General features: G+C 67.7%; 10 protein-coding genes. 8 read left to right on the top strand and 2 right to left on the bottom strand.

All coding sequences use genetic code 11. The features are described from left to right. The first annotated feature begins 8 nt into the window (after nucleotides 1-8). The 6 genes from MODMU_RS19615 to MODMU_RS28700 all read left to right on the top strand — a co-directional run bounded on the left by MODMU_RS19615 (nucleotide 9) and on the right by MODMU_RS28700 (nucleotide 8,138). Nucleotides 9-1,124, top strand: a complete 1,116-nt coding sequence (locus tag MODMU_RS19615; RefSeq protein ID WP_014742120.1) for a BMP family protein — start codon at nucleotides 9-11, stop codon at nucleotides 1,122-1,124. Next, entirely contained in the window at nucleotides 1,121-2,737 is a 1,617-nt protein-coding gene (locus MODMU_RS19610; RefSeq protein WP_014742119.1) for an ABC transporter ATP-binding protein, read from the top strand. Before MODMU_RS19615 ends, MODMU_RS19610 begins: the two co-directional genes overlap by 4 nt. Next, nucleotides 2,734-3,807 carry an ABC transporter permease gene (locus MODMU_RS19605; RefSeq protein WP_014742118.1) on the top strand — a complete coding sequence of 358 codons (1,074 nt, stop codon included), beginning with the start codon at nucleotides 2,734-2,736 and terminating at the stop codon, nucleotides 3,805-3,807. The genes MODMU_RS19610 and MODMU_RS19605 overlap by 4 nt, the downstream gene beginning before the upstream one ends. Before the next feature lie 3 nt (nucleotides 3,808-3,810). Then, entirely contained in the window at nucleotides 3,811-4,710 is a 900-nt protein-coding gene (locus MODMU_RS19600) for an ABC transporter permease (protein WP_014742117.1), read from the top strand. 25 nt (nucleotides 4,711-4,735) lie between these two features. Beyond that, nucleotides 4,736-5,188 (top strand): nucleoside deaminase, encoded by a 453-nt coding sequence (locus MODMU_RS19595; protein ID WP_014742116.1) that lies wholly within the window; start codon nucleotides 4,736-4,738, stop codon nucleotides 5,186-5,188. 718 nt (nucleotides 5,189-5,906) lie between these two features. After that, nucleotides 5,907-8,138: an NACHT domain-containing protein gene (locus tag MODMU_RS28700; protein WP_166503556.1), complete on the top strand. Its 2,232-nt coding sequence runs from the start codon at nucleotides 5,907-5,909 to the stop codon at nucleotides 8,136-8,138. Between the two features lie 475 nt (nucleotides 8,139-8,613). Here the strand turns inward: MODMU_RS28700 and MODMU_RS19585 are convergent, their stop codons facing one another. Together MODMU_RS19585 and MODMU_RS19580 are read right to left on the bottom strand one after the other, a co-directional pair. Then, nucleotides 8,614-9,867 (bottom strand): MFS transporter, encoded by a 1,254-nt coding sequence (locus MODMU_RS19585; RefSeq protein ID WP_051144037.1) that lies wholly within the window; start codon nucleotides 9,865-9,867, stop codon nucleotides 8,614-8,616. A 335-nt stretch (nucleotides 9,868-10,202) separates the two neighbouring features. Beyond that, a complete protein-coding gene (locus MODMU_RS19580) occupies nucleotides 10,203-10,832 on the bottom strand; it encodes a nuclease-related domain-containing protein (protein ID WP_041795471.1) in 630 nt (209 codons plus the stop codon). A 441-nt stretch (nucleotides 10,833-11,273) separates the two neighbouring features. Here MODMU_RS19580 and MODMU_RS29770 point away from each other — a divergent pair, with 441 nt between their 5' ends. Then, nucleotides 11,274-11,741, top strand: a complete 468-nt coding sequence (locus MODMU_RS29770) for a DUF262 domain-containing protein (protein ID WP_269454037.1) — start codon at nucleotides 11,274-11,276, stop codon at nucleotides 11,739-11,741. Further along, complete coding sequence (locus MODMU_RS30130; protein WP_331437086.1) at nucleotides 11,728-12,981, top strand: DUF262 domain-containing protein; 1,254 nt, start codon at nucleotides 11,728-11,730, stop codon at nucleotides 12,979-12,981. Before MODMU_RS29770 ends, MODMU_RS30130 begins: the two co-directional genes overlap by 14 nt. The last annotated feature ends 139 nt before the right edge of the window (nucleotides 12,982-13,120 follow it).

The following is a 13,120-nucleotide window of genomic DNA, read 5'->3' as shown; positions in this document are numbered from 1 at the left end:
AGGGCCCCATGTCCTCGAGGTCCAGCACGGTCTCGATGTCCAGCACGGAGCAGACCACCGGCCGACGGCGGCGGGGACGCCAGGCGCGGCCGGGGCTGGTCGCGGGCCTGGCGGTGTCCGCCCTGGTGCTGGCCGCCTGCGGCGGCACCACCGGCGAGGAGGACACGAGCTCGTCGTCCTCGGGCGACGACGACACCATCTCGGTATTCGGCGCGTTCGCGACGCCGCTGGAGGAGCCCTGGGACGGCGCCATCCACGCGGCGCTGACCTCGGTCGCCGACGACGGCGAGATCGAGTACCAGCACGTCGACGACCTGGGCACCGCCGACGAGATGGAGCGCGCGCTGCGCGACATCATCGCCACCGAGGACCCGGACATCATCATCGGCGACGCGTTCGCGGCGGAGGAGGCGGTGCGCGAGGTCGCCGCGGAGTTCCCCGACACGGCGTTCGCCTTCGGCTCCGGCGGCACCGAGCAGGCCCCCAACTTCAGCGTCTTCGACAACTGGCTGCAGGACCCGGCGTACCTCTCCGGGATGCTGGCCGGCGGGCTGACCAAGACCGGCACCATCGGCGTCGTCGGCGCGATGCCCATCCCCGAGGTCAACCGGATCGTCAACGCGTTCACCGCCGGCGCGCAGGAGACCAACCCGTCGGCGACGGTCACCGTCTCCTTCATCAACTCCTTCTTCGACCCCGCGACGGCCAAGCAGGCCGCCGAGGCGGCCGTCGCCGGCGGCGCCGACGTGCTGTTCGCCGAGCGGGACGGCGTCATCGCCGCAGCCGAGGAGAAGGGCCTGCCGGTGTTCGGGATGATGGTCGACCAGCAGGAGCAGGCCCCCGAGCACGTCGTCTCCTCGCTGGTCTGGGACATGCGCCCGACGATCGAGGCGGTCGTGGCCGCGGTCGCCGACGGCAGCTACGAGGCCTCGAACCTGGCCGAGTACTCGTTCATGAAGAACGGCGGCAGCTCGCTGGCCCCGATCAACACCGGCACGGCCTTTCCGATCCCCGCCGAGCTGATCGCCGCGGTCGAGGAGCGGCAGGCGGCGATCATGGACGGCAGCTTCGAGACGCCGGTGAACGAGGACGAGCCGGCCGGCTCCACCACGGTCGGGGAGTGACCCCGGCGGCCGTGGCCCGGGACGTGTCGGCGTCCCGGGCCACCCCGCTGGTCGAGCTGCGGGGCATCACCAAGCGGTTCGGGTCGCTGCTGGCCAACGACGCGATCGACCTGTCCGTCGACGCCGGCCAGGTGCTGGCCCTGCTCGGGGAGAACGGCGCGGGCAAGAGCACGCTGACCCGCATCCTCTACGGGCTCAGCCGGGCCGACGCCGGGGAGATCCTGATCGCCGGGGAGCCGGTGACGATGACCTCGCCGGCCGACGCGCTCGCCGCCGGGATCGGCATGGTCACCCAGGAGTTCACCCTGGTCGGCCCGATGACGGTCACCGAGAACCTGATGCTGGCCGGCTCCCCGCTGGGCCGCATCGACCGCAAGGCCGCCCGCGCCCGGGTGCTGGCGGCGTCCGAGCGGCTGGGCGTGCCGGTCGACCCGGACGCCGTCGTCGAGCGGCTGTCGGTGGGGGAGCGGCAGCGGGTGGAGATCCTCAAGGCGCTGCTCGGCGACTGCCGGCTGCTGGTGCTCGACGAGCCCACCGCGGTGCTGGTCCCGGCCGACGTCGACCTGCTGTTCGCCTCGATCCGGCGGCTGACCGCCGAGGGCATGGCGGTCGTGTTCATCTCGCACAAGCTGCACGAGGTGGTCGACCTCGCCGACCGGATCGGCATCCTGCGCCGCGGCAAGCTGGTCGCCGACCTGCCCGCCGAGGGCCTGGACCCGGTCGCGATCGCCGCGCTGATGGTGGGCGCGACAGAGTCGTCCGTCGAGACGGCGCTGACCGACCGCGTCGACGAGGAGGCCCTGGCCACCGCCGTCGGCCTGGACGGCGCACCGTCGGCCCCGGCCGCTCCGGCGCCGACCGGCGACCGCCCGGCCGCCCTGCAGGTCCGCGGGCTCACCCAGGCCGGCGACCCCCGGCCGCGGGTGGACGACGTCTCGCTGACCGTGCGCGCCGGCGAGATCGTCGGCGTCGCCGGGGTCTCCGGCAACGGCCAGACCGAGCTGGTCGCCCTGCTGTGCGGCACCACCCCGCCCACCGCCGGCACGGTGCACGTCGGCGACACCGAGGTCACCGGCCTGGACGTCGCCGCGCGGCTGCGCGCCGGGCTGGGCCGGCTGACCGAGGACCGGCGGGGCAGCGTGGTGCTGGGCATGAGCGTGGAGCAGAACCTGGTGCTGGAGGACCTGGACCGGTTCCGCACCGGGCCCTTCCTCAGCCGCCGCCGGGTCCGGGCGCACGCCGAGGCGCTGATCGAGCGGTTCGACATCCGGGCCGCCCCCGGCGACCCGATCCGGTCGCTGTCCGGCGGCAACATGCAGAAGGTGCTGCTGGCCCGGGCCATCGAGCGCGATCCCACCGTGCTGGTCGCCTCCCAGCCCACCCGCGGCCTGGACGTCGGCGCCTGCCAGTACGTCTACGCCCAGCTGCGCGCGCTGCGGGACGCCGGCAGCGGGGTGCTGCTGGTGTCCGAGGACCTCGACGAGCTGATCGGCATCGCCGACCGCATCGTCGTCCTGTCCGGTGGCCGGCTGGTCGGCGAGGTCGCCGCGGCCGACGCCACCCGCGAGGCGCTGGGCGTGCTGATGACCGGCTCGAGGGAGCACGCGGCATGAGGTTCGTGCTGCGCGGCCGCGAGCCCCGCTGGCTGGCCGCCGCGGCGGTCGGTCTCGCCATCGTGGCCACCTTGGCGCTGACCGCCGGGCCGATCCGGCTGGCCGGTGCGGCGCCGGTGTCGGCGTTCGAGCGGTACGTGATCAGCCCGCTGACCACTGCCAACGGCATCGCCGAGGTGCTGCTGGCGGCGACCCCGCTGATCTTCACCGGCCTGGCCGTGGCCATCGCCTTCCGGGTCGGCTACTACAACATCGGCGCCGAGGGCCAGTTCCTGGCCGGCGCGATGGCGACCACCGCGGTGGCCCTCGCCCTGCCCGACCTGCCGGCCGGCGCGGCGCTGCCGCTGGCGCTGATCGGTGGCGCGCTGGGTGGGGTGGCGTGGGCGTTCCTGCCGGCGTTGCTGCGCCGACGGGCCGGCATCGACGAGGTCGTGACCACCCTGCTGCTCAACCCGGTCGCGGTGCTGCTGCTGCAGGGGCTGCTGAACGGGCCGTGGCGCAACCCGGAGACCGGCTTCCCGGACTCGGCGACCTTCGGCGAGGGCTACGGGCTGCCCGCGCTGTTCGGCAGCCGGGTGCACGCCGGGCTGCTGATCGGCCTGGTGCTGGTCGTGGTCACCGCCGTCGTGCTGCGGGCCACCCCGCTGGGCGTGCGGCTGCGCGCGGCCGGGCAGTCGCCGGCGGCGGCAGAGTTCTCCGGCGTCCGGGTGGGGCTGCTGCAGTGGCGCAGCGCGCTGGTCTCCGGCGCGCTGGCCGGGCTCGGCGGGGCGTCCCAGGTGCTCGGCGTGCAGCACCAGCTGACCGGCAGCCTGGCCGCCGGCTACGGCTACACCGGCGTCGTCGTCGCCACGCTGGGCGGATTGTCCGCGTTCGGCGTGCTGGCCGTCGCGCTGCTGCTGGGCGACGTCCAGGTCGGGGCGCAGGGCGCCTCGATCGCGCTGCAGCTGCCCAGCCAGATGGGCGGGGTGCTCACCTCGGTGCTGCTGCTGACCGTGGTGGCGGCGCTGTCGGTGCGGCACTACCGGCTGGTCCGGCGAACACCTAGGTCCCCGCAACCGGTGAGGGGCTGAGCCGTGGACTTCCCCGTGATCGCGGTGCTCGCCGCGACCCTGACCATCGCCACCCCGCTGGTGTTCGGCGCGCTCGGCGCGCTGCTCGGCGAGCGGACCGGCGTCCTCAACCTCGGCATCGAGGGCACCCTGTACGCCGGTGCGTTCGTCGGCTTCTACGTCGCGGCGCGCACCGGCTCGCTGGCCGTGGCCACGCTGGCGGCGGTGGTCGCCGGCGCGCTCGCCGGGGCGCTGATGGCGCTGCTGACGGTGACGCTCGGGGTCAACCAGCACGTCGCCGGCATCGGCACGACGCTGCTGCTCGTCGCGGCCTGCGACTTCTCCAACCGGCAGCTGTTCGGCGGCGGCCAGCAGACGGTGACCGAGAAGTTCGACCGGTGGTTCGCCGGGAGCGGCATCCCCGCGCAGTACCCGATGACGTTCGTGGCCTTCCTGGTGCTGGCCCCGGCGGTGTGGTGGGTGCTCCGGTCGACCGGGGCGGGCCTGCGGCTGACCGCGGTGGGGGAGAACCCGGAGGCCGCGGACACCGCCGGCATCTCGGTGGCCCGCACCCGGTGGACGGCGCTGGTCGTCGGCGGGGCGCTGATGGCGCTCGGCGGGTCGTTCCTCACCCTGTCGCTGCTGGGCACCTTCACCCTGGACATCGTCAGCGGGCGGGGGTGGATCTGCATCGCCCTGGTCATCTTCGGCCGCTGGAAGGTCGTGCCGGTGGTGCTCGGCGCGCTGCTGTTCGGCCTGTTCGACGCCCTGCAGCTGCAGCTGGCCATCACCCCCGCGTTCGGCTCGGTGCCCAACGAGCTGCTGATCGCACTGCCCTACCTCGTCGTCATCGCCGCGCTGGCCGTCCGCGGCCGCGGGGTGCGCTACCCGGGGTCGTACCTGACCGCGTACCGCCGGGCCTGAACCCCTCGACTCCTGGAGGTCTGCCATGTCGTCCACACCCGCGGAGCTGCTCGCCCACGCCGTCGCCGAGGCCCGCAAGGGCCGCGACGAGGGCGGGGTGCCGATCGGTGCCGCGCTCGTCGTCGACGGGGAGGTGGTCGCGGTCGGGCACAACCGGCGGGTGCAGCTGGACAGCGCCATCCGGCACGGCGAGACCGACTGCCTGGAGAACGCCGGCCGGCTGCCCGCGTCGGTCTACGCCCGGGCCACGATGGTGACCACGCTGTCGCCGTGCGACATGTGCACGGGGGCGATCCTGCTGTACAAGATCCCGCACGTGGTGATCGGGGAGAACCGCACCTTCTATGGCGGGGAGGACCTGCTGCGCGCCCGCGGGGTGGACGTCACGGTGCTGGACGACCCTGAGTGCATCGCGCTGATGGAGGACTTCATCGCCCGCGAGCCCGGCCTGTGGAACGAGGACATCGGCGAGCCCTGAGGTCAGGCGGCGTCATCCCGCTTGCGCTCGTTCTGTGCGTGCCGCCGGCGGACCTCGACCCGCGCCAGCACGAAAGCGACCACCACCGGGACGACGTACTTGGCCTTAGACAGCTACCGAGGCCACGCGGGCAGCTCCGGCAAACCAAGTCGGGCCGGGGGATGTGCGGCAAGGGCAGGGCAACGACGCGACCACGGCCTTGGACGGTCGCGGGTGGCACGCCGTAGAGGGGAAGTGCCCAGACTGTGTCCACAGTCGTTCACGAGGCCCAGATGGTCTGCACTGTGAGCGATAGTTGAGCCTAAACGATCACCACGTGGGCCCTGCGTCGAATAGCAAGCTTTGGCCACGCGTTTGAAGTATCTGACCCGGACGGCGGCTTCTGAGTCAGTCACCACCCTGCTCCGACTGTCCCGGTAGGGGCAGCCGTAGCCGCAGCAGCTGCTAAGCAGGGTAGCTCTGGTCGCCACTCTGTAGTGGATTGCCCCGCGCATGACACTGATCCTCGCCTGATCGCGGCTCCGACGTCTTGGACGGGCGCGCTCTGTGTTAGCCCATGGGGACTTAGCGGCCCCGCCTCTCGGCTGGCGAGCCGCACGAGGCATAGCGTGAGGCTGTGGCTATCGAGTTAAACGACCGCGGTCCCGACTTCGAGCCCCGGGCGCTCGCGATGGCGCGGGCTATCTATGATCCGTCGGGCATACAAGGTGCGGTCAACGTGCTGGGTCAGGAGCGAGACGCTGTCTTCATCTCGGATCGCTCTATCGTCGCCTTTGAGTTCACCACTCGGGGTGATAAAGAAAAGGTGCGGAAAGATGCGGAGAAGTTGCGGGACTTGCTTCGGCACCTCTCCGGACAGGCGGAGCATCGTCTGAAGTCGACCCAAGGCCTCGTGGTGACCATGCGTGAGCCTTCAGCTGACCAACGAGATGCGGTTGCTAAGGTTGCGGCGGCGGCCGCGATGCAACTGCAGATAATTAGCTATGTGACGCTTCAAAAGAGTTTGATCGACAGTGAGGCATATATAGCGCTCCGGCTTCAGGCTCCTTTTGGAAGCGCTTCGTTCGGGACGCCTCCCCAACTGACGGGATACGCCCGTGGGCGCGCCCGGGCAGATCAGCCGAATTACGTTGAACCCCGTTTCGTAGACGTGGCTGATGGTCGATCCGTCGGTGCGGTCCGTTTGGATGAGTTGGTCGACGCGTTGGCCGCAGGTGGTCGTCTCACGGTGAGTGCCGACTACGGATCGGGAAAAAGCGAAGCACTGCGGCAAGCATTCGCCCGTTTGCGAAGTCGGTTCTTTAAACGACCCGACGCGGAGCGTATCCCCGTACATCTGAATTTGCGGGATTTTTATGGCTTGAGGACGCCGCGTGAGGTTCTCCGTCGGCACGCTGAGGAGATTGGTTTCCAGAACGAAGACAGTCTCGTTGCCGCTTGGCGCTCGGGCAACTGCACCCTCCTGTTAGATGGCTTCGACGAGCTAATTCCAGCGCGCTGGGTCGGCGGGGCTCGAGACCTGAAACAGGTTCGATGGTCGGCGTTGGAGCCGGTCCGCCGACTCATTCAAGAGACGCCCGACGTTTCAGGCATCGTCGCCGCAGGACGCGCTCAGTATTTCAACGACGCAGACGAACTGTTGAAGTCTCTCGGCTTGCAGGGTGGCCGACACTTCGCACTATTGGACTTCAATACTGATCAGGCCTCCGAGCTCTTGGGGCGTGACGCTGCCGATCTTCCCGAGTGGTTGCCGCCCCGCCCATTGTTGCTGCGCTTCCTGGCCGACAATGGTCTGCTGTCGGCCGCTGGCGAGCCAAACACTGAGCGTAATAGTGCCTGGCATGCCATTCTCGATCTTGTCGCGGAAAGAGAGGCGCAGCGGGTGGGATCCCTGACGCCGACCACGATTCGGACTTTGATTGCTAGGGTCGCCACCACTACCAAGGCTAGCGCCGACCCCAATGGCGCTGTCTCCGTCACGGATATGCGCGGAGTCTTCCGCGAGGTATGTGGTTATGAGGCTGATGAAGAGGGGTTGCAGCTACTCCTTCGCCTCCCTGGTCTCGCCTCTGCAGAGGGCGGAGAGGCGGAGAGCCGGCGCTTCATTGATCTCGACTTAGCGGACGCGAGCTACGGGCTAGATTTGTCTGGCTTTCTCATGGCTCCCTACGGAGCTCATCCTCTTGCCGGACCGGTGGCGTGGACCAGTGCTTCAGGTGATCTCTCCGCTGGGGTGGCTGCGGTCGAGCTTGCGGACCGTGGTTTCGGGGGAGGCTCGCTATTGGGGGCGTTGTCAAAGCGGCTCGATCATGCGTTGTTTGATGCAGTGCTGCTTGACACCGTGCGAACCGTCGACTACATGGGTCTCGATTCTGGGACCGAGCTGACTCCCTTCTTCTCTGAACTATTGATCCGATCACTCGACCTCTCGGGGGATGCCAAGGTCCTGGCGACGGCAACCTTCTCGGATTGTGTGATCGAGTCCGTGTCCGTAGACTCATTGACATACGACGTCTTTCCCAAATTTCAGAATTGCATCATCGGCAGGGTGGACGGCTGGGTGGATATGCCGGAAATCCTTGCCGGCAACTTCGCCGGGACTGAGATCGGTCACTTTGTTGCGCGCCTGACCACGACGGACGCGCTTGTGGACCTAGACCTGGCCGTCGAGGACAGGGTAGCTCTCCTGATTTTGAAGAAAGTTTACCTTCAGCCCGGAAGTGGGCGCATGATTGCGGCGCTCTATCGAGGTATGCCGTTGACCGACCGTGGGGCCGTGTCCCCAGTTACAGCCCAGCTCGTGGCGGCCGGATTGCTCGGTCGAGTCACAGGTCGCGGCCGCGATCTTGTCGTGCCAATCAAGGCGCATCGAAAAGCGGTTACGGAGATGCTAAGCGATCCCCAGCTGTTTACGTTGTCAGGTGCTGTGGCGATGGTGACTGGTCAGTGAGGGCAGGCGGCGACATGGGCCCTACTCGTTGCTACGCCCGGTGGAGTTGTCGGAGGTGGGCCTCATCGTAAATTTCGCGCTCGGCCTGCCCGCCATCCGCCTGAGAGCGGGGTCCGGAATGAGCGGCTTCGTTTCAAGATGGCCGCCTCAGCCGTCTTGAGAGTGTGGACGCGTCAAGCGAGCGACATCGGTGAGCTTAGGCCGGGGCCAGAATTGAGACCACCTCAATTGAGATCACAGACTTGGCCTTGGCCGGCAGTCCCGTGGCTATCCGGATAGCTCCTAGGACTTCACTGGGATGCGCCGGCGGCGTGCACGCGAATCGCGTCATCCGCGCAGCGAAGGAGTTTGCCGCCGCGCTGGCTCCGGATGACGCCGCGCTGCAGACGGACTGCTGTCATCGCCGGTTTCACCACTGCGGGGGGAGGAGGGCGGGACATACCGTGGCACACCGTCCGGCGACCGCTCGCCTGCGTCAGGCCGGCACGGGCTCCCGCTTGCAATTGGAGAGGGCGGCCGTGCGCGCTGACAGGACGTGGGCAATGCCGGCGGCAACGACGAAGGCCGCGGTGAGCGCGGGGAACACTAGTGCGGTGGACGCGCCGAGCCGGTCAACGACGGCGCCGGTGACCGCGGAGGAGACCGCTTGGCCGACGACGACGGCGGAGCCGAGCATCGTCATGGTGGTCGCCGAGCGACCGGCCGGGCTGAGCTGCGCGGCGAGGCTGTACTGGCTGACGAGGGTAGGGCCGATGCCGCAGCCGAGGACCGCCAGGGCGATGACGATGGTCAGCTCGGACCGGGCGGTGGCGTAGAGGACCGCAGCGGCGAGCATCAGCGCGCCGAAGACCAGCCAGCGGGTGCGCAGGCTGAACCGGGCGGGGAACGCAGCGGAGCCAAGGGCGAGCGCGGCCGACCCGATGCCCATGACGCCGTAGAGCAGGCCGGCCCGGTCACCGTCGCCGTCGACGGCGAGGAAGCCGGTGAGTGAGGTGAGGGTGGCGCCGAAGAAGAGGCCGACGCCGAGCGCGCCGGCGACAACGGTGAGCAGCGGATAGCGGGCGAGCTCCCGGGCGGGGGCTTGCTGGCGCTTGTCGTCCCGCGTGCCGGGGTCGAGCCGGCCGGTGGGGTGCAGGGCGAAGCGGGTGACGAAGACGAAGGTCAGCGCGGAGGCGCCGGCGATGGCCAGCCAGGGCGCGATGGCGGTGGCGAGGAGCCCCACGAGGAAGGGGCCGACGATGAACACGGTCTCGTCGGCGGCCGACTCGTAGGCCATGGTCGAGCTGAGCACCTGTTCGCGGTCCGCGGGGCGGATCTTCCGCCTGATGAGGGCGACCAGCCGGGTGCGGGACATCGGCGCGATCTGCGGCGCGGAGGCGCCGATGAGCACCGACATCGCGAGCAGCACGAGGTCCGGGGTGGCGCTCTTGACGACGAGGACGAACGCCCCGAGCAGGACGGCGTTGACCAGGCCGACCGGGACGAGGACCCGGCGCTGGCCCAGCCGGTCGGCGGCGGCGCCGAGAAGCGGACCGGCGAGGGCGGTGCCGATGCCGGCGGCGGCGGAGTTGAGCCCGCCGAGGGTGACCGAGCCGCGCTCGGCGACGACGAGGGTGAGGACGCCGACGGTCATCATCGCGAAGGGGAGACGGGCGATGAAGGCGAGCGGGAAGTAGGACGGCCCGGCGTGCCGGATGAGCTCGTAGCTCGATGAGCGCGTGTGGAACATGACCTCTGCTGGCGGATCAGGCGTGCCGCCTTGCTCCAACAGCAGGTAGTTGCACACGAACTGGTTCAGGACGTAACACCACCGTAACCGATGCGGTCCGAGCCGGTCGGACCTCGGCCGGGCGGTGGGGCGGCGTCCCCATCGGAAGGGGGAGACGCCAGCCGGGACTACCCGTTCAAACGCAACGTGCCCACGGACGAGCGTTGCCGCCGTGCAACCCGTCGTGCGAGACGAGACTGCTCGTACGCGGTGCGCTGCTTGCGGTTGGCCAACAGCGCGTCCGCCGCGCGGCGAGCCGTGTCGAGGTCGAGCGGGTCGCCCGCAGCCCCCGCGACTTAGACTGCCGGATCGGTGAAGCCGGTGATGGTCACGTCGTCGTACTGGACGACGGGGGGCATGAAAGGCGCCCCGGGGCCGGTGAACAGGAGGACAGGTCTCACCGCCAGGTCGACGCCCCGGCTGCGGAGCAGCCGCTGCACCCGCTGCGCACCGTCCCGCGCCTGTGACACCTTGCCGGCGAGGTCGGGGACCTTGGCGAGGTCCTGGCGCCGGGAGAACGAACTCTTGACCTCGATCGCCAGGCAGCCGTCCGACGTCAGGACGACGTGGTCGACGTTCACGTGCTCGAACGAGACGTCGCTGATCACGCCATAGATCCCAGGGATCCGACGGAGATTCGTGCCGATGCTGCGCTCGACCAGTCGGCCGAGGCGTGGGTGGAAGCTCCCGTCGACGACGGACAGGAAGACGACTGTCGAGACGGCGATGGCACCGAGGTAGACGCCGAGGACGAGGCCCAGGAGCAGAGGGGAGTGGCGCACCGTCACGCACATCCCGAGGGCGGACGCAGCCAGCGCCACCAGGATGACGGCGAGGTCCTTCCAGCGGCTGCGCAGCAGCGTCTTTCGGCGGGTCCGCAGGTCGGTGTCGAGCCAGGAGACGCGCTCGTGACGGCGACGGTCCACCGGTAGCCGAAGTGCGCCGTAGCGACGTCGATCGCGAAGGGAGCCCACGCTGTCTCTTCGGTCGCGTGCGCGTGAAGCCGGACCAGCGGACCGAGCTTGTCACCCGAGGGAGACGAGGTGGAGTGCAGCCACGGCCTCGCGGCCGATCAGTTGCGGCAGACCGCGAAGTGCCCTCCGAGCGCCCCGAGGCGGAGATAGTCGATGCGCCGATCCGCGAGTTCGCGCAGGGATACTAGGGTGACGTCGTCGGCGGATGACCGCCCACGGCAAGACGTGCGCTGTGTCCGTCGAATCATGCGCGACGCGTTGCGCGTGTGTGCGAAAATCAATTGCGACGCCGGAATTCTGTCTGCGCATTTGTTTGGCGCAGTCGAGGACGGTTTGCCAGTTTTGCACATAGGTCGATAAACGCGAGGTGGCGTACCACTGTTTGGAGGACCAGTGCCCGAGATTGACTTCCAGCCCGACAAGCGCACCATCGAAGAACTCTTTGTAGGTGCCGACTATTACGTCATTCCGCGATTTCAGCGACCGTATAGTTGGGATGCGTCGAACCTCGACGATTTCTGGCGGGATGTCGTTTATGACAACGATATTGGTTACTTTATCGGGCCGATGGTTGCCTGGCGAGAGCCGAGCAGTCCGATACGTCGCCTGGTGGACGGTCAGCAGCGGATAACCACGATCTCCATACTTTTTGCAGTCCTCCGTGATCAGTTCTCGGCACTGGGAGAGCGAAACCTTGCGGAGGGCGTGCACAGATATCTTGAGAAAGCGAACCGGAATAACGAACGCCAATTTACGCTTCAAACTGAAGTGGCATCACCGTTCCTCGGCCAGGCGATATTCAGATACCCCCCCCGACCCCACAGTCCAGCCAGCCACCGAGGAAGAGGTGGCTCTCTCTAAGGCGCTCGATGCCCTGGCCCGCCGCGTGGCAGAAGAGGTTGATAAGCGACAGAGCCCTCTCGATTGGCTACTTGAGCTTCGGGACCGGCTTCTTGGGCTGCGCGTAATCTGGATCGAGCACAGTAATGAAGATGACGCTTACGTGATCTTCGAGACTTTGAATAGTCGCGGTAAGGACCTAGAGGTCGTCGATCTGCTGAAGAACCACCTTCTAAATCGCTTGCGTGGTACTGGGAACTCGGCGGCAGACACCTCCCGCACTAAGTGGGACAAGATGCGCAATGAACTTGAGGCGAGCGATACCCGAAGGCGTGTCGATCCGAACCGATTCATCTTGCACTGGTGGCTGTCACAGGAAGACTATGTGGCAGAGCGAAAATTGTTCCCAGAGGGAGTCAAAAAGAAGATCAAGTCGAAGGCTCAGGCGCGCACGCATCTCGACTCGCTCGTCCGTGATGCCCCGCTGTATCGCGCAGTCATCGAGCCGACTTCCAGAATATGGCCCATGGAAGAGATTCCGGCGCGTCGCAGTCTCGAGGCTCTTGCCGTATTCGGGATCGTGCAGCCCGCTCCGCTGCTTCTCTCAATTATGCGAGCCCGGACGGACTCGACAAAACTCGGCGCCGCGCAATTGATCAAGACGCTGCAGGTGGTGGAGCGGTTCCACTTTCAGCATACTATTGTCAGCCAACTGCGCAGTAGTGGTGGCGTGTCAGAGATGTATGCCAAGGCTGCCCGTGAACTTCACGCAGCCGGCTCGGACCAGCAAGCGAGGGCGGACGTTCTCAAGGAGATCCGCGGGAAACTCATCGCGCGGAGGCCTGATCGGGAGCAGTTCATTCTGTCCTTCGAAGAACGATTCTTTTTCACAAATGAGCATACGCGCGACAGCAAGCTAGTCCGCTACGTGCTTGAGGCCTTCCTTCGTGAGGCGTCTCCTGCAACTGCGACGAATGATCTGGCGATTGAGCACATTATGCCCCAGTCGGAACTCCGCCGGGGTGCGGCTTTCGAGACGGTGGCGTCGTTGGGGAACCTGCTGCTCGTCAATCAGGCTCTCAACGAGAAACTCGGATCCAAGGCATTCGCGGAGAAGAAGAGGATTCTCGCCGATGAGGGATCCTCGTACGACATTGGCGGCGTGCTCGACGTAGAGGAATGGACGGGGGCGCAGGTCGTAATGCGTACTCGTCTCCTCGCTGAGCGAGCCTACGACCAGATCTGGAAGCTGCCTCTGTAGACGCCCCTGTTGGGTGGCGCGTTCCCTCCTGGTTGGGGCTGGTAATGGGTTGCTCCAGCCGTGATACTGAACGCTTTAGTACCTCAATCGCGGTCGTAGCGAATACGATATAGCGCGGCCGCGACCTCTAGGTCGCGCC

The sequence above is a fragment of the Modestobacter italicus genome (genome assembly GCF_000306785.1).
Classification (GTDB): Bacteria; Actinomycetota; Actinomycetes; order Mycobacteriales; family Geodermatophilaceae; genus Modestobacter; species Modestobacter italicus.
The sequence above is the reverse complement of the archived record's forward strand: the minus strand, read 5'-3'. Positions and strand labels throughout refer to the sequence as shown.

Bases quoted from the DNA above. Each gene is read 5' to 3' on its own strand.
- MODMU_RS19615 (WP_014742120.1), top strand. From the start codon at position 9: ATGTCCTCGAGGTCCAGCACGGTCTCGATGTCCAGCACGGAGCAGACC.
- MODMU_RS19605 (WP_014742118.1), top strand. From the start codon at position 2,734: ATGAGGTTCGTGCTGCGCGGCCGCGAGCCCCGCTGGCTGGCCGCCGCG.
- MODMU_RS19595 (WP_014742116.1), top strand. From the start codon at position 4,736: ATGTCGTCCACACCCGCGGAGCTGCTCGCCCACGCCGTCGCCGAGGCC.
- MODMU_RS19585 (WP_051144037.1), bottom strand. From the start codon at position 9,867: ATGTTCCACACGCGCTCATCGAGCTACGAGCTCATCCGGCACGCCGGG.